We start from the raw sequence: 19,237 nt of genomic DNA, 5'->3' as shown, positions 1-19,237 counted from the left end.
ACATACGTGTTCTCAAATAGATACTTAGGTCTTGCCTGCTTTACCAGTCACAATCCTACATTATTTGTGTTCTCTAACAATTCGTTGAATATGCAAGGTTAAATACAAGGTTTCATCCTCTGTTAATGAATACGAATGATGTTTTAACAAAAACGTTTTAATCTTATCAGCACATGAGGCTGCTTTAGGGAATTTCTCTTGAACGATCGGATATAAGCTATCCTCATGGCTTTCCATATGATCACCATTCATCAAGCGCTGTGCAAAGAACTTAAGATGTGTGACAAACCGATAATAACTTAATGATTGTTCGTCAAATTCGATTTGATAGTGATAAGAAACCACTTTAAGTACTTCTTGAATGATTTTTGTTATCGAGACGATGGTTGGTATTTCTTCTCCGATTTGCGCATTTACAAAATGCAAGGCGATTGAAGCAGCCTCATCTTCAGGAAGTTCTACACTTAATCGTTCATTGATTGCTGATAGCGCATTCATCCCAATGGCAAATTCGTCAGGGTAAAAGCGCTTCACTTCCCAGATCAAACCGTTTTTAATTGGTAGTCCTTTGTTGTGCCTTTCAACAGCAAAATGAATATGATCCGTCAAAGAGATATAAATACTTTCCTGTAGATGCTTTGCGAATTTCATACGAGCCTCTTTGATAATCTCTTCAGACAATTCCATATAGACAGAAGGAATTTTTTCAAGCAGCTCTTCTAGTTTAGCGAAAGTATGTTTATCTTCCATTCGGAATCGTTTTTCAATTTTTGATTCGTCTATTTCGTCTTTTTTCTTCTTTTGAAATCCCACACCTGGACCCATGATAATCACTTCTTCTCCAGAAGCATCCAGGATGGTAACAGCATTATTATTAAGAATCTTATGGATTCTCATCATTGCTCCACCTCAACCGAGATAAATGATTTTGTTAGTATAAACAAAAAAGCAGACACTACCCTAAAGAATTAGACAAATCACTCGTCCAATTTTTCTAGGGTATTGCCTGCTTCACCAGTCACAATTCCTACTAATTATGATTTTGTACTCAAATTATATCACATTGCTTATCTAATGCAAGTGGTTTCATTTGGATAATATGACCACCTATCATGTTAGTGCAATGTTCGAACGGATTCTTGTGTATATGGAACCGCTTGTTCTAACTCATCATCCTTAAGCTTTCTCGCCCACTCAGGGTCAGCTAAAAGCGCTCGCCCAACGGCTACTAGATCAAATTCGTCATCGGAAAGTTTCTTCGCTAGCTTCTCTAGGTTCTCTGTCACGCTTGTTTCATGTGAAGTACCTTCTTCATCTCTAAAAGCATAATCCAGTCCTAATGATCCAACAGTGATGGTTGGTTTACCAGTTAGCTTTTTCGTCCACGCAGCCAAATTTAACGAGTCTGATTCGTCTTTGAACTCGGGTTCCCAGAAACGTCTTGTCGATGCATGGAATACATCCACGCCTGCTTCTGATAAAGGCTCAAGAATGTGTTGAAGCTCTTCGGAGGAATGAGCTAGCTTCGCGTCATAATCACCTAGCTTCCATTGGGAAAAGCGGAATACAATAAGGAACTCTGGACCAACGGCTTCACGGCACGCCTCCACCACTTCTCTGGCAAATGTGGTGCGACCTTTTAAATCTCCACCATACCGATCGGTTCTTTTATTCGTTTTCTCCCATAAGAATTGATCGATTAAATATCCATGAGCTCCATGAATTTCAATCCCATCAAATCCAACAGCCTTCGCATTTGCAGCTGCTTGTGCATAGGGCCCAACAAGTTCTTGAATCTCATCTTCCGTTAACGGATCAGTGACTGCATTTCCCTCTAAATCTAACCCTGATGGACTCACTGGTAACGCCTCTTCATTTGGAAGCTCTCCTTTTTTACGCGCACCGCCAACATGCCAGATTTGAGGAATAATCATACCGCCAGCTTCATGCACCTCATCAACGACCTTTTTCCAGCCTGCAAGAGCATCCTCCCCGTAGAAGCGTGGGATATCCTGATGACTAACAGCTGATGGATGAGGAATGGCTGTGCCCTCTGTAATGAGCAAGCCCACTCCATTTTCTGCACGTCTTCGATAATACGCAGCAACCTTTTCATCTGGTACTCCATTTGGTGAAAAAGCTCTTGTCATCGGCGCCATCGCAATACGATTGGGGATTATAACATTTTTTAATGAAACAGGATGGAACAGTGTGTCTTTTCCTTTAATATGACTCATCATTTATACCTCCAAAAGTAATTGGTTGTCCTACTATAATGGTGAACATGAATATTGTCTAACAGGTTGCTCATAGCTCTATACCCCATATGAAAAACCGTACCCTTAATGGACACGGTTTGATTGTAAAATCTTCTATTTAGACATACTTTAAACTAACTACTGTCCAAAAGACGGTGAATACCAGGGTGATTCCAACGAATAAAGTAAGCTTAGCTGGTTTTGACCAGGACTTTAACCACCCCCATCTTTTTTGATCTTGTTTGAAATCCAACACATCTGCAAAAATAAAGATCGCAACGAGTAACCCTGCAAGAATCAGTTGAACCATAACACACACTCCTCTTTGTGGATAATTGTACCTTAAGTGTACATAACACCCATAATTATTGCAATAATGTGGAGGGAATGTTAGCAAAAAATAAATATCTTCAGATCGCGCACCTTATCAATTGATAAGTTTTTTTGATCGTGATATAACCCTAATAGAACTTCGACTTATCAACTGATAAGGATTATAAATTAAAAGGAGCAAATCATGAGAAGTGCACTGACAAATATCGTACATGCCATTGTTAGTAAGAAAGGCCGATGGATTACAATCGGGGTTTGGATTTTAGCTATTATTGCATTTCAGCTTTTACTTCCTCCATCAGGGGACTACACAGATGACACGATTGAACCGTTATCTGAAGATCAGCCTTCCATGCAAGCGGCAAGCATCATGGAAGAATATTATCCAAATAACGACGGATTACCGGGATTAATTACGTGGTACCGGGAATCAGGCTTAGAAGAAGATGATTTAGCTGCCATTCAAGAGCTCTCACAAAGTATGACAAACAATGAAGTTGAAGCTCAGGAAATGGCTATTCCTTACCAGGATATCCCTCTTCCTGCATTGCAGGAGATGATTTCAGAGGATGGAACGACATTTATTCAAACCATTCTCTTTAAAAATAATGCTTCTGCAGAAGAAACAAAGGCAGGACTAACTGACATTGAAGAAAGAGCAACAGACATTCTCTCAGATAACCCGTTTAGTGCCGCACTCGATTCAGACGAATTAGTTACGCGTGCCACTGGTCCGGCTGGGATTAGTGTGGATGCAACAGAGTTATTTGCGGATGCCGATGTAACTTTATTAATCGGAACGGTTTTACTCGTGCTTGTGATTCTTTTACTTATCTATCGTTCGCCTATTCTTCCATTTATCCCGCTGCTTGCTGTAGGTGCGGCTTATGCAGTTGCTACGCCGATCCTCGGATGGTTAGCTAAGGAAGGAATCATATCATATGATTCACAGGGTATCGCTATTATGACCGTGCTACTATTTGGAGCAGGAACGGATTATTGCTTATTCTTAATTGCTCGGTTCCGTTTATTCTTATATGAAGAGAAAAGTCGAATGAAAGCCATTCGCTTAGCATTATCTGATATGGCTGGTGTAATTGGTATTAGTGGATTAACAGTTGTTGCTGCATTAATGTCGCTGTTAATTTCACAATACGCAACCATAACAAACTTTGCTGTACCATTTGGTGTATCAATCTTTATCATGATGATTTCTTCATTAACACTCGTACCGGCACTACTTAGTGTTATTGGCCGTACAGCCTTCTTCCCATTTGTTCCAAGAACAGAAGAGATGGAAGAACAACGTGCAAAACAGAAGAATAAAAAAGTGAAAATACACAAGCAATCAACATTTTGGCATCGCATCGGTGAGTTTGCAGCATTCAAACCGATTCGAACCATTATTATCACGATGGTTCTTCTAATCGGAAGCTCCTTGTTCATCATTCAAATTAATTTTTCTTATGACACCTTATCTTCCTTCCCAGAAGATACACCATCTCGAGAAGGGTTCTCCATCATCAGTGAAGGCTTTGGGTCAGGAGACTTGGCACCTGTTCAGGTTGTTTTTGATACAGCAGGAGAAGACGTTGATTTAACTGAAGATCTGACAAACTTAAACGGTGTAGCAAAAGTTGAAGAGCCTGAAGTAAGTGAAGTCAATGAAAATATTGTGATGTACCAGTTGGAATTAGATCAAAATCCATACAGCAATGAGGCAATGGATGATCTTGAATCGATTCAAGCAGATGTTGCAAATATAAAAGATGAGTATGAACTAAATGATGTCTGGGTTGCAGGTCAAACCGCTGAGCAAATTGATCAGCGTACAGTCATTGAAAAAGACCAAACAAATATCATCATTCTAGTTGTTGTTGTTGTGTCTATCTTACTTCTCATCTACCTGCGTTCCATTACAGCAATGATTTACCTAGTTGGAACCGTGTTAATCTCTTTCACAAGTGCACTAGGGCTTGGTTGGGCGATTCTTCACTATGGCTTTGATGTCCCAGCGATCTCAGCCTTAATTCCAATCTACGCTTTTGTGTTCATCGCAGCACTAGGTGAAGACTATAACATCTTAATGATCTCAAATATTTGGGAGAAGAAACGTGGTCGCCCACTTAAAACAGCCATCACAGAAGGTGTTGGTCAAAGTGGTGGAGTGATTACCTCAGCAGGAATAATACTCGCAGGAACCTTTGCTGTACTTGTCACCCTTCCTATACAAGTACTCGTACAGTTTGGTTTAATTACAGCCATTGGTGTCTTACTTGATACCTTTATTGTAAGACCATTACTTGTACCAGCAATCACAAGCCTGCTTGGAAAATGGGCATTCTGGCCATCTAAGCAGATGGAAGAAAAGTCAGAGTCAGTAGAAACAGAGAAATAAAACGTACGAACAAGTGAGGCGAACTATCCGTCTCACTTGTTTTTTGTTTCATCTCGATAGGTGCCTTGGTGAAAATACAACTGCCACCTTCCGTCGATTTGCTTCCAAACCGAGCTACGTAACGTCCACTGGTCTTTTGTACGATTATGAATATGATAAGTCGTTAACACTACTTCATCAGTTAAGAGGTTACAATTGAAATGATGCATGACCATCCGATCTTGACTTACACCCTCTTCAAGACACTTTTTCTTTCCAAAGGATCTTCCCGAACTTCCAAATTCAACAAAGGCATCAGCTAAAATCACACTGAGTTTGTCCGGGGATTTGCGGACGTCCGGTTGTAAATGGCTTTCTTCTAGTTCGCGAAATTGCTGAATCCTTTCTCCTTCTTCAAGCTGAACAACCATCGTCAAAGACGTTCCTTCCATCCCAACTTGGGCAAACCCTAAACTTTTATAAAGTTCCACGGCAGCCTGGTTTTCGGGATCCACACTTAACGAGAGCGCCTCGAACTGATCGTCTCTAGCCTGCTTCATGACCTGGACCATTAGCGCTCTCCCAACGCCTTTTCCACGCGCTTCTTTCGTTAAAGAAATGCCAAGCTCCGGAGTCTGCTCATCTACAAAGCCATAGCCGGCGTCTTCCCCTTGTAGTAAACGATACCAAGCCGCTCCTAGCCTTTCCCCATACCCACTTACAGCGACTAAAGCACGGTCACCTGGTTTTCCCCAGTTTGCATGGTACTTAAGCAGATGTTGAGAATGAAGTAGGTCATCGAGTGGTGGCTTCCTTGATTCCTCAATAAAGATTGATTCATAAAGCATTTCTTTTAAAAAGTCGTGTTCCGATGAATGGAGTGGGCGAATCGTATACATGTAGTGCCTCCTTATGAGTTGTAATCGCGCGCGAGTATACTGTAAAGAAGCGAATCTCTCCAGCCCTCTGCTATGAGTAGGTCTTCTCGTAATCTTCCTTCCCACACCATCCCCATTTTCTGCATCACTCGCTCTGATCCTTTGTTCCGAGGGTCACATTTTGCATAGATTCGGTGGAGATTCAGTTGAGAGAACCCAAAGGTCAGCATCAAACTTGCTGCTTCCGTTGCATATCCTCTACCCCAATAGTCTGGATGAATGATGTATGATAGCTCCGCTGAATGATGGTTGGCGTCTCTTATAGTTAGTTCAACTGAGCCAATCAGTGTAGAGGTTTTCCTATTAATGATAGCAAAGGCAAACTGAGATCTTGGCTCCTGTAGGGATGTGTTCACTCGTTCAACTAAAAAAAGTTGTGAGTCGGTCTCGCTTTGAGGTTCCCACACTTGATACCTGCTCGCTTCTGGACGTTTCGCATAGTCATGAATGGACTTCCAATCAGAGTATGAAAATTCGCGTAATAGAAGACGCGGAGACTGAAGATTTTTCATCATTCTTTGTTTATATAATTCGTTGCTCGTAAACTGAGACGTATACGTATCGAGCTCTGGAGAAGCAAACCAATCATTTTCAAGTTTTGCCTTTGTCGCTTTAATAGTATGGATGACACTGTTATCTGACATAAAAATGTTATGAGAAATCATTGATTGGACAGTAATCCCGTCACCTTCTTCTAATATAGTCAGATGAAAACTATTTGTAGAAGATCGTTCTGCATAAGCAATCCAGCCACGTTGCACTACGTACCATTCCGTAATTCCTTTATGGTAATGACTGTTTTGCCACCCCGCTTCAGTTGCTTCTGTCCGACAATAAGAACTTCCATCCACATGGCTCAGTCTAAATCGATGCTCGCCATTCGTCATCCTCTCATGGTTGGTCTCCATACCGAATGATTTTGCTTCGTCATCTGTTAGCTTCATATGTTACACCTTCTTTGTAAAAACTTTTTGATTTCGAACATACTCATAGCCAAGGTTCAAGTAAAAGGTATGAGCCTCTGCTCGTTGTTCACCTGAACGCAATCTCACTTCACCTATCTCGTTTTCTTTAGCCCATTCTTCACAGGCTTGCATGAGCTTCAATCCAACTCCTGACCTCCTATTGTTTGTCTGAACAACGATTCCTCCGATCTCAGCGTACTCTAATTCAATTAATCGTTTGATGAAAATATGTGCCCAGCCTGAGATTGAGCCATCCTTCGTTTCAGATACAAACACCGCATGATCAGATGAACCAATTAAATAAGTGAGCCTTTTCTTGGCGGTCTCTAGACTTATGTTGTAGCCAAGTTGCATCGTTAGTTGGGCAATGTATGGAGCGTCATCTACTGTAGCAAGTCGGATCATTGATTTTCTCCTTGATTTTTAAACAAATAGCGTATCCCTTTTCCAGCCATTGGTTCATCCTTGTATCGAGGCAACACATGAAGATGTGCATGGAAGAGATGCTGCCCCGCTACCTCTCCACAGTTCCATCCAATGTTATAGCCATCCGGTTTAACTGTTTCATCTAGTCGTTCTTTAACCAATTTAAGAAGAAAGAAGGTATCGTTCCATTCCTCTTTTGTTAAATCAAATGTGTTGTCTCGATGCTGTTTCGGTACAATAACACCCGCTCCATTCAATGGTGTACCTTCCTTTTGAGCGGGACGCAATTGCAAAAAAAGGCATGTTTCATTACGCATCACAATCCGTTGATCCGTATCAAGCTCTGGATAACAAAATACACAATTATCTACCACGGGTATCCCCCCTTCCGTTTCACTCCTAATCCCTTCTACATTCCACCTGGTTTCTCCTATTAAAAAACAAAAAACAACCCACCATTGGTGAGTTGAAAGAGTGTATCTATATTTTCTTATAATATAAATTGGTCGCTTCAAGCTCTCCATCTTCATTGCTCGCAAAAGCTGGAATCGTGCCCGCCAAATGATAACCTAAGCTGATGTAGAGTTTGTTTGAAGGATCTCCTCCTCTAGTATCTAACACAAGCAAACTTCTATTACGTTGCTTTGCGATTTCTTCTAGTTTAATCATTAGTTTTTTCGCCACACCTAATCTTCTAGCACCCGGGTGTACCATTAGCTTGCAGACTTCAGCGCGATGGCTGCCATTTGATTTTCTAATTAGTTCAAGACTGACTGTACCAATAAGACGCTTCTCCTTGAAAGCAACTAATGTGATTCGAGACTCATGTGGCTGATAATCGTTCCAAAATGCTACAGCCTCCGTCTCCTGCATTGGCAAATGAAAGCCAATCGAAGCTCCTTGATTAACCGTTTCTATAAGTAGGGAGCATAGTTCAATTTTATAAGGGTGAATGGTATCTAATTCTTTAATCTGTAAACTCATCTTGCACCTCCATACTTAGTTTACAGGTTTTTATTTGGTTGATATATTGCTGTGTAAGTTTTTCTAACAAAAAAGACCCTTCTGAAAGGGCCTTTTTAAAACTTCTGCTCATTTTTAGGAATATGATCATCTAAGTGCTTTGTTTCGTTTTTCTGCTTCTTTATATAGAAAAATGACCAGTAGAAGGAAGCAACAATACCAGGTAACACGGTAACTAAAAAGGTTGTCCCTACTGAGAGATCGGCTATTAAACCGTCCGGCCAAATGGATTCAACTAAAAATAATACACCCGAGCCAATTAGTCCTGTGATGGCCCCTCCACCAATTGCAAATAGAATAGTGATCCATATTTTTTTACCTGTGTTCATTTTTTATCATCCTTCATTTCTGACTTGTCTGAGGTTGCATCAGCATGGTTTCTCATTTGTATGAATATAAGGTACTGTTCCCATTTGAGCGAAAAGAGAAACCCTTCTAGATAAAATTACACAATGCAAAAAGACCAGATGCATGATCTGGTCTCTACTTATTTTCTCGTTCATGTTCTGGCTCTGGATGAATAAACACTTCAGAATGAGGAAATTCTTCCTCAATCTTTCCTTCCATACGGTCACAAAGATCATGAACATCCCCCATATTCGCATCGGATGGAACAACTAAATGAAAGTCAATGTACTCCTGAGGGCCGGAGCGTCTTGTTCTAAAGTTGTGAACTTCTAAATATTCGTCCTTAAAGCTCTCAATGATGTTAAGTACAGCAGATTCCTCACTCTCGGTTAAACGAGAATCAATTAGCGGAGGAAAGGTCTCCTTCATTAACTTAAAGGCCTCAATCATAATATAAACAGCGAGAACCATCCCGATAATGGAATCAAGAATGTACCAACCCGTTAACGTTACTAAGAGTAAACTGACTGCAACGCCAAGAGATGTGTACACATCAGTTAATAAATGAAGCGCATTTGATTTCATTGCGACTGAATGGACCCGATCCGCTTCCTTTCGAACAATCTTTGACACAATAAAATTAATCGTCGCACCAATCACCATGACAAGTACCCCAAGCAAAGGAAGCTGTAGCGGCTCTGGATGAATGATCTTATGCACACACTCATAAATAATCCAAATGCCCGCCACAAAAATCAAGATCGTCTCAATCGTACCAGACAGATTCTCAACCTTCCCATGACCATACGGATGGACCGAATCTGCAGGCTTCTTAGATATTCGAACCGAGAAAAAAGCAATCAATGATGCCATTAAGTCTAATGATGAGTGAATGGCTTCTGATAAAACGGCCACAGACCCCGTTATGAGTCCAACAACGATTTTCATTGCTACAACAAATGTGTTACTCATCACAGACAAAAATGCAATCCTTGTCGTTTTCAAACTCTCACCCTCTTTTTAATCTTTCCTTGATATAGTCTATCCTACAATGTGGGATCCAATTCTATATTTCATCTTATGATGTAAGTTGAACAAAACATGTTGTATAAATAAAAACCGCCTCACAATGAGACGGTCTTTATGTTCATTTAAGATCTTCAATTGAATCTATATCAACATATTCTGGAACAGCTAAACCAATACGTGCCCCTTCCAAATTTGCTCCTAGATCGACAATGCTATCTTTATAATCCTCATAGTAAGCTTGATGAGTTTGTGGCAACCATGCGCCTACCATGGCATCAGCATCACCAGAATCAACTGAAGCCCACATAAAGGCAGGCTCTAATTGAGTTAAATTAACGGTATAACCTAAATCCTCAAGCACTTTACCGACAACATGAGTTGAAGCTGTTTCAGAATCCCAAGCCACGTAGGATAGTGTAATGTTCCCTTCAGACACAGAGTCAACCCCATCAGTCCACTCAGAAACTTTATTCTGATGATTTTCTATCCATTCAGCAGCTGCTTCAGTAGGTTCTTTGCCTTCATATACATCGAGCATGACAGCACCAATGTCATCCGGCTCCCAGTAGAATTTGTCCAAAACAGCAAACGCTTCTGGAGCGTCCTCCTCAAGTCCGTCTCTAGTGAACGTATGGATGTTTTCTGTTTCTCCATATACTCCTTTTGGATCCTCAAGATATTTTAAATCATACGCAATGAAAATCCAATGTGGGTATGAAGCTGTTACAGCAATTGGCTCTTCCTTATCGTAAGCATCACCCAAGGCTGCAGCCATCGCTGGATCTGAGCTAGGCTGCAATGGGATAGATAATCCATACTCCTCAATTGCTTTTTCAGTGTTCATCATAACTCCAGCTCCAGGATCTACACCCATGATTTCATCGACCTGAGCTTCTTTGCTCTCACTGTTGCCACATGCCGCTAAAGCTATAACTGAAGCCATACTCATTACTACACCTATGTACCTTTTCATTTTGTTCCACTCCTTGATCTCATTTAACTATTTATTAACTATAACTATCTCATTAATTATGTACAAATGTGTAATTCAATAATAAATCTTCATATTTGAGGAGAATCAGATGAATACAAGATATTACTTCTATTCTTTCTAAAAATAACGCAAACACACTCTCGAATTATGTCGAATGCTTATTTAATACTCACTTTTAGAGCAGAATGGGGCTCTTCTGTTGATTTTTCCCTCTCTTTATTGATTCCACCATCACACCACGGCAAAAAGTCCCCTCAAACTTAGAGGGGATTCAACTTTCCATCCTTTATCCTTTTATCCATGTTAACGCAATCCCTTCGACAATATCCTTCTGACCAATGAACCTTCAGGAAAATAACCTAAATTAGGTATAGTTTTCGATACAGCCATCACATTCATTTTCTCCACGTAGTTAGCAATTGGAACGAGTTGCCCATGCACTTCGATATCAGGATGCATATCATTAAAATCATCGATGAGCGTTTCGATGGCATGCCGCTCAAGCGGTCCCTCCCATTAGGTGAAACGAAGTGATGTCTCATCTGATGATGTAGTCGTAGACGACAAGCAACCTGTTATCAGAATTAAGATTGAAAAAACGCTTGTCATATAGACAGTTTTCATACAATCCCCCCTCGAATTTACCTTTCTCTTCGAATCCAGACGGTCATCTCACCGACACCTCGGTTTGCCCAAGCATAGTAAGGGATCGCAGTAAATGTTGTTTCCTGCTTTTTAAGGTCCTCTGCTGTCATATAGAGTGACTGATTTGCATCATTTTTGAGCTCTGTTCGAGTGGCTTTCCCGCGTAGAACCATGACTCCATTTAAGAGATCTTCTTCAAAACGTTCTTCTACCACGACTTCTACATCGATAGCAAGATTTAGAAGGTTTGCTCCATTGTCTTGCTGCTCTAAGCAGTAGACAACTGGACCGCGCTGCAATGCTACCTTACCGGCGTTAGCCTTTACATCGGGATGTGCTACAATGCGTTCTATGGTCATAGGGACATGGAGCTCTAGCTCATCCTCCTGATTCCATGTACGGGTAACATAGGCATAGCCTTTATTCACTAGAGGATCCACTACTTCTCCGTTAACCTTTATGGCGAAGGACCTAGCCCAGCCTGGTATTCGAAAGGCGAGCGTGCCTTTGTAGCTTTGCTCAGGATTAATTGAAAAGCGAACCGTCCCATTCCAAGGAAAGTTTGAGATTTGATCCACTTCAACCTTTACACCATTTAATGTAAATGATGACTCACTACCAATGTAGAGGTGGACAAATCCAATCTGATCCTTCTCTGAATACACATACTGACCAATTGATGCGATTAAGCGAGCAATATTTGGTGGACAGCAGGCGCATCCAAACCAAGGCTGTCGTTCTGCTTTTACATGTTTGTAGTCATGGCGATGATTTGCTTGCTTCGGCCAAACCTCAAGTGGATTAACATAGAAAAATTTTGTCCCGTCAAGCTGAATACCACTAATCGTACCGTTATAGATAGCCCGTTCAATGACATCTCCGTACACACCATCAGGCTCAAGTGCAAGCATCTTCTTCGCCCAAAAAACGAGACCAATCGACGCACATGTTTCTGTGTATGCAAGGTCATTCGGCAGGTCATAATCAAAACTAAATGCTTCGCCAAATTCAGCTGAACCAATACCTGCGGTGAGATACATTTGTTTTTGTGTGATATTCTCCCAAAGCGTCTTGCACGTTTTCTTCAGGCTGTCATCATCTAGCTCATTTGCTAAATCAGCCATCGCCGTGTACATGTAAACCGCACGAACCGCATGCCCAGTCGCTGTTTCCTGCTCTCGCACGGGTAGGTGAGACTGTGAATAACTGTAGCTGTCATGGAACCAACGATGTGGTTTGTCTCCACGCTTCTCGGCTTCAAGATTAAAGTAATGTGGCTGTTCCCCCCGAATATCAATAAAGAACTGCGCAAGCTTTAAATATCTCGTTTCTTCAGTCACACGGTATAACTTAATTAACGCGAGCTCTATTTCCTGGTGGCCATCATACCCACGGATCTGGTCTTCTCCATAGCCAAAGATCGTATCAACGTAATCAACAAAACGGCACATGATATTCAGTAACTTCTTCTTCCCAGTTGCTTCGTAATAGGCAACAGCCGCTTCGATGAAATGCCCACCTACATACAATTCATGATTATCTCGCAAATTTGTCCACCGTTTCCCTGGTTCTTTTACGGTGTAATACGTATTAAGATAGCCATCAGGCTGTTGCGCTCTTCCAATCAAATCAATGACTTCATCGCATGTCTTCTCAAGCTCAAGATCACGCTCCGTCTCTAGAGAATAGGCAACCGCTTCGATCCACTTTGCAATATCACTATCCTGAAAAACAAACCCATGAAACTCTCCTTCTTCTTCGCCTGCTGCAATTCTGAAATTCTTTATCGCGTGACTGGGCGCAGCACCCTCTATTTGATCATTTAGTGCCTGCCACTGATAAGGAATGACCTTTTCCCTTACTAATGATTGGTATCTTCCCCAAAATGAATCGGTGAGCTTAACCTGCTGCTTTGATTGAACTGTCATAATCATCCTCCTTTTATGTAATCGCTTACAATAGACTTTATCAAATCTTTTCTTCCTTGTCGGTAGTACATCATATACAATAGGTGGACTTTTTCACATATCTTTTATACGCTCAAAGAAATGAGTGATTGGGGAGATTCAATGACTGCGCATTATTTAACGATTCAAGCAACGAAACCTGTTCAATTTGCGTCATGTGGACGAGTGGAAACCTCTCAGCCCTTTCGACATCCAACACGAACACTCGACAGCTATGTCCTTTTAATTGGACTTCTAGGGACACTTGAGATCCAACAAGAAAACCAAGTTTATGTGCTAACAAAGGGAACTACGCTTCTATTAAAAAAAGGCATCCAGCACATCGGGTTTTCTCATAGTCTTTCGCCTCTTTCCTACTACTGGTTTCACTTTTATTTAGATGATGAACTTGCTAGCTACAGTTCAATTGAACATATGAAGGAGCAGTTGGCAAGTATGATTCAAGAGCCTACGAGTCAGGCATTTAGTCCAACGATCTATATCCCTACCTACTCGAAACCGCCGAATATTGAACGGCTTAACATTCTGTTTAATCAACTGTTAGATCTTTCTCAAGCTGGAGCGCATGCATATCTAGCTTCAAGCTACCTCATGACATCGTTACTCATAGAGTTGTCTACTCAGACGATTGACTCACATAGGCAAAAGAAGCGTCCACATGATCACGAACTTTCACATATCATTGAATGGATTCGTGTAAACGCTGATCAAGAGCAATCTGTCCAAGGAATTTCCGAGCACTTTCATTACAACCCTAACTACTTATCAAGACAGTTTAAAACAAAGATTGGGATGTCGTTACAACGGTATATTAATCTTGTTAAAATAACAAAAGCAAAAGACCTTCTTTCAAGTACAAGAAAAAGCATACGAGAGATCTCCCTATCCATAGGAATTGAAGATGAAAAATACTTCATGCGCATATTTAAAAAAACCGAAGGCATGACGCCATCGGAATTTAGAAAAGCATTTTACCGGATTCGGTTAACAGAACTAGGGTCTGCGATGGAGGACAAGCATCTTGAATAAATTAGAGAAGTTTCAAACCATTCTTATTGTACTATCCATCATACTTGGACTGAGCGTAGGACAAGTACCGATTATTGCGCAACACTCTGAGGGGCTTATTCTCCCTTTTTTACTTGTAATGCTTTATGGATTGTTTTTAACGATCCCATTTCATGAATTAAAAAAGGCTTTTGGTCATCTTCCTTTTTTGGGGACAAGCCTGGGGATGAACTTCATTTGGACGCCAATTCTTGCCTGGGGATTGGGTTACCTTTTTCTTTCAGACCATCCGGCCTTATGGGTTGGATTTATTATGCTCATGGTTACACCTTGTACCGATTGGTATTTAATCTTTACTTCGATTGCCAAAGGGAATGTGACACTGGCTGCTTCCGTTCTACCTGTAAACCTTATTCTTCAAGTGCTGCTATTACCTATGTATTTGTGGATTTTTGCAGGAACAGAAGGGGCCATCTCACTTGAAACAATCATTGAAAGTGTTGTGCTTGTCTTTATTCTGCCTTTTACATTGGCACAGCTCACACGTTTTCTTTTTAAACAGCGCCAAGCAATCATTGAAAAGCGCCTCGTTCCTTTTTTCTCTTCTTCTCAATTAGTATGGTTATGCTTAGCAATTGTCGCTATGTTTGCCTCTCAGGGAACGTATTTGTGGACAAACTTGGACGTCTTATTTCTTTTATTTATACCTATCCTTCTCTATTTTTTAATAAACGCGGTTCTTGGAAACTATGTTGCGGGCTGGCTAAAGATGAATCAGAAGGATACGGTAAGTCTGCTCTTTACAACGCTTGCTCGCAACTCTCCCGTTGCGTTAGCTGTTGCGATCACGGCCTTCCCAGATCAACCATTCATTGCCCTTGCCCTCGTCATTGGTCCTCTCATTGAACTTCCGGTTTTGGCTCTAATTGCCCAGCTTTTACTTCGAATGAAAAAATAGGAGCACCCGTGTCCCAGTGCTCCTAACCCGATTAACTTTTTCTAAAGGTTGCCGTTGCCAATGCACACAGTTCGCCTGATTCATTCAGTAGCTTTCCTTCCGTTGTCATCATTGACCTGGACTCGTGAACAATTTCTGCTTCCACACGCACTCTCTCTTCCTTTGCTTGGGCTAGATAGTGGATATTTAAGTTGGTGGTCACCATATTCGCATCTGAGTGAGCTGCCATAACGAGGATTCCCATCGCACTGTCAAGCATTGTTGCATGAACACCGCCATGAAGGATTCCGATCAAATTTAAATGATGCGGCTCTACATCGAGTTCAACAATGACTCGTTGCTCCCCAAGCTCAATCATCTCACACCCCACATATCCCCAAAACGTCTTCTCGGCAAGTGATGTGGCTTTTTCTAGAAAGGCTTCTGATGCTTTAGCCATGACTCCCCACTCCTTCTCTTTTATGCGTTTTGCTGTTTGTTTTTCTCTTCTTCTACTACTTTGCGACGTAATGTTTTCCCGATTAACGTTTTAGGTAAAGATTCCCGCACCTCATAGCTTCGCGGAACCTTAAAGGCTGCGAGCCTCTCTCGGCAGAATCGGTCGAGCTCCTCTTCATCCACCTGCGCACCATCCTTTAAAACAAGAAATGCCTTCACTGTCTCGCCGCGGTATTCATCTGGAATTCCTGCTACCACAGCGTCCATCACAGCCGGATGTTCAAACAGAACCTCTTCTACCTCTCGCGGATAAATATTAAATCCTCCCGCAATAATGATGTCTTTTTTGCGATCCATAATGTAGAAAAAGCCATCCTCATCGTATTGAGCCATATCTCCCGTATAAAGCCAACCGTCCTTGAGTGTTCGAGCTGTTTCTTCCTCAGCATTCCAGTAGCCCTTCATAATTTGAGGACCTTTTACAATGAGTTCTCCAATCTCACCAACATCCAGTTCTTCTCCTGTATCCGATTGAACGACTTTTGCATCTGTGTCAGGAAAAGGGATCCCAATTGAACCAAGCTTACGTTTTTCCCATATATTATTTGCATGGGTCACAGGGGACGTCTCTGTTAATCCGTAGCCTTCCGTCAGCTTCCCACCTGTAATCGCTTCAAATTGCTCTTGAACCTCACCAGGTAATGGCGCTGCCCCGCTAATACAAATATTTATGGAAGACAAGTCATATTGGCGAAGCAAAGGATGATGAAGAAGGGCAATATACATCGTAGGTGCACCTGGAAACACTGTTGGTTTCTTTTTCTGAATCACCTTTAGAGTGGCTTCCGCATCAAACTTAGGTAAGAGCACAATCATCCCTGCCTGAAGCATCGCGAGGTTCATCAGTACGGTCATACCGAATACGTGAAAAAAAGGTAAAGCCGCCAGATACCTTTCCTCACCTTCCTTTGTTTGGTACGACCAAGCCTTTGTTTGATGAGTATTTGCAATCAAATTATGGTGCGTTAACATGACGCCCTTTGACAATCCCGTTGTCCCACCGGTGTATTGAAGTAAGGCCAAATCCTTCTCTGGATCCACTTCAACGAGAACCGGTGAGCTTGTGGACCTGGACAGTAGCTCCTTAAATGAATGCTTGGAGTCTGAATAGTCCACTTTCATGATTAAACCATCCTTTTTCAGTGTAAGCGGATACAGTAGATTCTTCGGAAAAGGCAGATAATCTTTAATTGATGTGAAAATCGTGTGCTTCACACTTGTTTTCCCTATCACATTTCCTGCACGCCTTCCTAAAATATCTAACGTGATCAGGAAAGTAGATCCAGAATCATTTAACTGATGCTCCATTTCACGTTCCGTATATAACGGGTTTGTTTGGACAACGATAGCTCCTGTGAGTAGGGCACCATAGTAGGCAATCACTGCTTGGGGACAGTTGGGCAGCATAATTGCTACCCGGTCCCCTTTTTTTACGCCAAGCGACTGTAATCCGTTGGCTAATCGATACGTGGCATCAAGTAATTCCTTATACTTCACCGTTTTTCCGAGGAAAAACAACGCATCACCCTCTGGGTATTTTCTGGCGCTATCCAGCAAAAATTGAGCCAAATGCTGTTTTGGATACTCATACGTTGGTTGAACTTGTTTCGGATAATGGGTTAACCAAATCCTGTCCTGCATGATCAACACCCCTTTTTGGTGTTTTGCTCAAACATTACACAACATACTTTCTTGCATACGCGACTTTTTCGGCAATTTGGCGTTTTCTTGCTGTGACATTGATTGGTGTTCTACGTCCTAATTTCTTAAGGATCGATGCTTGCGTACGCAGCATGTCACCAGACTCCATTGAGGCAAGGGACTCTTTGGCAAGCAACTCAATTTGATCAAATGCTTCGTGGACAGCAAGCTCTGTCATTGCAATCGCTGTGGCTGCTTTTTCCTCACCTTTTTGGTCAATGAATTGCTTCGTACGGGCATACGCACTTTCAACCACATAGATTTGGATCATCATGTCCGCCAGGTTGCTAAGCAGCTCCTGTTCACCCTCAAGCTTAAGCTGATATTTCTGTACCGCTTGACCTCCTATTAGAAGAAACATTTTCTTAGCCATTTCAATTAAATGAGCTTCCTGCTCTAGCGTTTCATCAAAAGTTTGACCTGGAACCATTGATAACAGCTCGGATTGAAGAGCTTGAGCTTTTTCCATAAGCGGAAGCTGCCCCTTCATCGCACGTTTGATTAAGGTTCCCGGAATCAAAAGGCGGTTAATCTCATTTGTCCCTTCAAAGATACGATTAATACGTGAGTCACGATAGATACGCTCTACTTTGTATTCTTGAATGTAACCGTAGCCTCCATGAATTTGAACTCCTTCATCAGCAATTGAGTCCAATGCTTCCGAGCTAAATACTTTGTTAATGGAGCACTCCAAGGCATATTCAGCGATGGCTTTTGCAGAAACGACACCTGCATCAGGTTTACTGAAATCAATATCCTTCATCGCATCATCCATTAACCCTGCTGTACGATACACCATGCTCTCAAGTAAATAAGTCTTCACATTCATTTCAGCGAGCTTTTTAGCGACTAATGGAAATGAGGAGATTGGGCGACCGAATTGGGTACGCTCGTTTGCATAGTCGGCAGATAGTTCAATCGTTTCCTTTGCCGCTCCCACACTTCCAGCAGCTAATTTAAACCGACCAATGTTCAAAATGTTAAAAGCAATTAAATGGCCTTTTCCCACCTCCCATAATAAATTGCCTGTTGGCACCCTCACATCTTCTAGAATCAACGGGCAAGTAGAAGAGCCCTTAATCCCCATTTTCTTTTCCTCAGGTCCAATGCTTACTCCGTCCATCGTGCGTTCAACAATGAATGTACTGAACGCCTCACCATCGACCTTTGCATACACGATAAATACATCGGCAAAGGCTGCATTCGTAATAAACTGCTTTGTGCCGTTTAAAACATAATGCGTTCCATCATCCGATAGCACTGCATTCGCCTTTGCTCCTTGTGCATCCGAGCCTGAGGAGGGTTCTGTTAAACAATACGCAGCAATCTTGCGTCCAGCAGCTAAATCTGGCAGGTATCGCTTCTTTTGTTCTTCTGTCCCGAAGTACACGATGGGGAGCGTACCGATTCCAACGTGCGCACCAACAGATAGAGCAAAGGATGAAGCCTTTGACAGTCGTTCATTAATGAGCGTAGAACTGACCTTATCAAGCTCCATGCCGTCATACATCTCAGGAACATCAGCACCAAGTAATCCTAAGTCGCCAGCTTTTCGAATCAAATCCACAGTTAATTCGTAATCAAGACCCTCTAGCTGCTCGTCATGCTGGAGCACTTCACGCTCCACAAAATCCTTTGTTGTATCAGCAATCATTCGTTGTTCATCTGTTAATCGATCCGGGGTTACAACCGCTTGATAATCGACTTCTTCAATGATAAATCCGCCACCAGTCACTGATTTTAGCATCACAGACAACCTCCTAGATTTT

At 41.8% G+C, this 19,237-nt stretch carries 18 protein-coding genes; 3 read left to right on the top strand and 15 right to left on the bottom strand.

Annotated features, from left to right (window positions below):
- Positions 1–60: 60 nt before the first annotated feature.
- The 3 genes from licT to ACQKKO_RS11580 all read right to left on the bottom strand — a co-directional run bounded on the left by licT (position 61) and on the right by ACQKKO_RS11580 (position 2,568).
- Positions 61–897 carry a BglG family transcription antiterminator LicT gene (gene licT, locus ACQKKO_RS11590; RefSeq protein ID WP_498647291.1) on the bottom strand — a complete coding sequence of 279 codons (837 nt, stop codon included), beginning with the start codon at positions 895–897 and terminating at the stop codon, positions 61–63.
- 218 nt (positions 898–1,115) lie between these two features.
- Positions 1,116–2,237 carry an NADH:flavin oxidoreductase gene (locus ACQKKO_RS11585; RefSeq protein ID WP_498647289.1) on the bottom strand — a complete coding sequence of 374 codons (1,122 nt, stop codon included), beginning with the start codon at positions 2,235–2,237 and terminating at the stop codon, positions 1,116–1,118.
- Between the two features lie 139 nt (positions 2,238–2,376).
- Positions 2,377–2,568, bottom strand: coding sequence for a hypothetical protein (locus tag ACQKKO_RS11580; protein ID WP_498647287.1), 192 nt, complete (start codon positions 2,566–2,568; stop codon positions 2,377–2,379).
- Positions 2,569–2,775: 207 nt separating this feature from the next.
- Here ACQKKO_RS11580 and ACQKKO_RS11575 point away from each other — a divergent pair, with 207 nt between their 5' ends.
- Positions 2,776–4,989: an MMPL family transporter gene (locus ACQKKO_RS11575; RefSeq protein WP_498647285.1), complete on the top strand. Its 2,214-nt coding sequence runs from the start codon at positions 2,776–2,778 to the stop codon at positions 4,987–4,989.
- 32 nt (positions 4,990–5,021) lie between these two features.
- Here ACQKKO_RS11575 and ACQKKO_RS11570 read toward each other — a convergent pair whose 3' ends face one another.
- From ACQKKO_RS11570 to ACQKKO_RS11530, 9 genes are all read right to left on the bottom strand, one after another.
- Entirely contained in the window at positions 5,022–5,867 is an 846-nt protein-coding gene (locus ACQKKO_RS11570) for a GNAT family N-acetyltransferase (RefSeq protein ID WP_498647283.1), read from the bottom strand.
- An 11-nt stretch (positions 5,868–5,878) separates the two neighbouring features.
- Positions 5,879–6,850 (bottom strand): GNAT family N-acetyltransferase, encoded by a 972-nt coding sequence (locus ACQKKO_RS11565; RefSeq protein WP_498647281.1) that lies wholly within the window; start codon positions 6,848–6,850, stop codon positions 5,879–5,881.
- Between the two features lie 3 nt (positions 6,851–6,853).
- Positions 6,854–7,276, bottom strand: a complete 423-nt coding sequence (locus tag ACQKKO_RS11560) for a GNAT family N-acetyltransferase (protein WP_498647279.1) — start codon at positions 7,274–7,276, stop codon at positions 6,854–6,856.
- Positions 7,273–7,671 carry an HIT family protein gene (locus ACQKKO_RS11555; protein WP_498647277.1) on the bottom strand — a complete coding sequence of 133 codons (399 nt, stop codon included), beginning with the start codon at positions 7,669–7,671 and terminating at the stop codon, positions 7,273–7,275. The genes ACQKKO_RS11560 and ACQKKO_RS11555 overlap by 4 nt, the downstream gene beginning before the upstream one ends.
- Before the next feature lie 106 nt (positions 7,672–7,777).
- Positions 7,778–8,281, bottom strand: a complete 504-nt coding sequence (locus ACQKKO_RS11550; RefSeq protein WP_498647275.1) for a GNAT family N-acetyltransferase — start codon at positions 8,279–8,281, stop codon at positions 7,778–7,780.
- 95 nt (positions 8,282–8,376) lie between these two features.
- Complete coding sequence (locus ACQKKO_RS11545; RefSeq protein WP_498647273.1) at positions 8,377–8,649, bottom strand: hypothetical protein; 273 nt, start codon at positions 8,647–8,649, stop codon at positions 8,377–8,379.
- Positions 8,650–8,803: 154 nt separating this feature from the next.
- Positions 8,804–9,673 (bottom strand): cation diffusion facilitator family transporter, encoded by an 870-nt coding sequence (locus ACQKKO_RS11540; RefSeq protein WP_498647270.1) that lies wholly within the window; start codon positions 9,671–9,673, stop codon positions 8,804–8,806.
- 142 nt (positions 9,674–9,815) lie between these two features.
- Positions 9,816–10,670: a glycine betaine ABC transporter substrate-binding protein gene (locus ACQKKO_RS11535; RefSeq protein WP_498647268.1), complete on the bottom strand. Its 855-nt coding sequence runs from the start codon at positions 10,668–10,670 to the stop codon at positions 9,816–9,818.
- Positions 10,671–11,332: 662 nt separating this feature from the next.
- Entirely contained in the window at positions 11,333–13,264 is a 1,932-nt protein-coding gene (locus ACQKKO_RS11530) for a glycoside hydrolase family 127 protein (RefSeq protein ID WP_498647266.1), read from the bottom strand.
- A 141-nt stretch (positions 13,265–13,405) separates the two neighbouring features.
- On the opposite strand from ACQKKO_RS11530, the gene ACQKKO_RS11525 reads away from it, so the two are divergent.
- Both ACQKKO_RS11525 and ACQKKO_RS11520 read left to right on the top strand, forming a co-directional pair.
- Positions 13,406–14,332 (top strand): AraC family transcriptional regulator, encoded by a 927-nt coding sequence (locus ACQKKO_RS11525; protein WP_498647264.1) that lies wholly within the window; start codon positions 13,406–13,408, stop codon positions 14,330–14,332.
- Complete coding sequence (locus ACQKKO_RS11520) at positions 14,325–15,269, top strand: arsenic resistance protein (protein WP_498647262.1); 945 nt, start codon at positions 14,325–14,327, stop codon at positions 15,267–15,269. The genes ACQKKO_RS11525 and ACQKKO_RS11520 overlap by 8 nt, the downstream gene beginning before the upstream one ends.
- A 31-nt stretch (positions 15,270–15,300) precedes the next feature.
- Here ACQKKO_RS11520 and ACQKKO_RS11515 read toward each other — a convergent pair whose 3' ends face one another.
- Genes ACQKKO_RS11515 through ACQKKO_RS11505 form a run of 3 tightly spaced genes read right to left on the bottom strand, consistent with a single transcriptional unit; the run spans position 15,301 to position 19,215 of the window.
- Positions 15,301–15,708: a PaaI family thioesterase gene (locus ACQKKO_RS11515; RefSeq protein ID WP_498647260.1), complete on the bottom strand. Its 408-nt coding sequence runs from the start codon at positions 15,706–15,708 to the stop codon at positions 15,301–15,303.
- 20 nt (positions 15,709–15,728) lie between these two features.
- Positions 15,729–17,408 carry an AMP-binding protein gene (locus tag ACQKKO_RS11510; RefSeq protein ID WP_498647258.1) on the bottom strand — a complete coding sequence of 560 codons (1,680 nt, stop codon included), beginning with the start codon at positions 17,406–17,408 and terminating at the stop codon, positions 15,729–15,731.
- 34 nt (positions 17,409–17,442) lie between these two features.
- A complete protein-coding gene (locus tag ACQKKO_RS11505) occupies positions 17,443–19,215 on the bottom strand; it encodes an acyl-CoA dehydrogenase FadE (protein ID WP_498647256.1) in 1,773 nt (590 codons plus the stop codon).
- Positions 19,216–19,237 lie beyond the last annotated feature (22 nt).

Origin of the sequence: Alkalihalobacillus sp. NPDC127517 (assembly GCF_050276055.1) — a bacterium.
Lineage (GTDB): Bacteria > Bacillota > Bacilli > Bacillales > Bacillaceae_D > Alkalicoccobacillus.
Note: the sequence above shows the minus strand (reverse complement) of the source record. Positions and strands in the feature narration are given on the sequence as shown.